The sequence below is a fragment of the Treponema sp. R6D11 genome (genome assembly GCF_054786075.1).
The window spans coordinates 1-832 of sequence record NZ_BDHD01000530.1; the positions used below are offsets into that span (position 1 = coordinate 1).

An 832-nucleotide genomic window follows, 5' to 3' on the forward strand; every position below is an offset into this window, starting at 1 on the left:
GTCTTTTAAATGCCTGTTTAATTCTTCCGCAAGTGTAAGGCGGGTTTCGCGCATTTTTATTTGTTCAAATAACGCGCGGTTACGCAAGACAGCGTTAATGCGCGCGAGAACTTCGGTAAAATTAAAAGGTTTTGTTATATAGTCATCAACGCCCGCGTCAAAGCCGGCGACTTTATCTTTTACGTCGTCTAACGCAGATAACATGATGATGGAAATTTCTTTAAAGCTAGGATCGTTTTTTAGAATCTTTGTTATTTCTCTGCCTGTCATTCCCGGCATTATATTATCAAGAATAATTAAATCGGGCAGGAATTTTTTTACTTTATCCAGAACTTCAGAGCCATTATCGCACTTTTCAACTACAAAGCCCAGCTTGGACAGCATCACTTCAAAGAAATCAAGATTGATATTTTCGTCATAAGCGATTAATATTTTTTTTCTGGCATTCATTGTTTTATTGTACACCATACCGCTTTACAGATCAATAAGGCGGCTGCCATAAAAACAAGGAAAATTGCCAGATAATCGCCGTAAAGCGTGTAAAATGCGGTCTTTTTTACAAGCGGAACCGCTACATTTAGGGCGATTTCCGTGAATGGGGCAGCCATTGCCGTTACCCTGCCGTTGGGGTCTATGGCGCAGGTTTGCCCCGATGAAGTTGCTCTAACCATGGGGCGGTAGTTTTCCGCCGCCCTAAAGACCGCCATAGCAAGGTGCTGGTACTGTGATGGTAGGCTGTTTGACCATGCGTCGTTTGAGAGATTTACAAGCACGTCTGCTCCTAGCTGTACAAATCTTTTGGACAAATAGCCGAAAGTGTCTTCAAAGCAGA

General features: G+C 42.5%; 2 protein-coding genes. Both read right to left on the reverse strand.

Annotated features, from left to right (window positions below):
* A partial coding sequence (locus ACYVTD_RS14475) for a response regulator transcription factor (protein WP_461248420.1) occupies window positions 1-450 on the reverse strand: 450 nt, incomplete at its 3' end.
* On the reverse strand, window positions 447-832 hold a 386-nt coding region (locus ACYVTD_RS14480; protein WP_461248421.1), incomplete at its 5' end, for a nitrilase-related carbon-nitrogen hydrolase. The genes ACYVTD_RS14480 and ACYVTD_RS14475, both read right to left, overlap by 4 nt.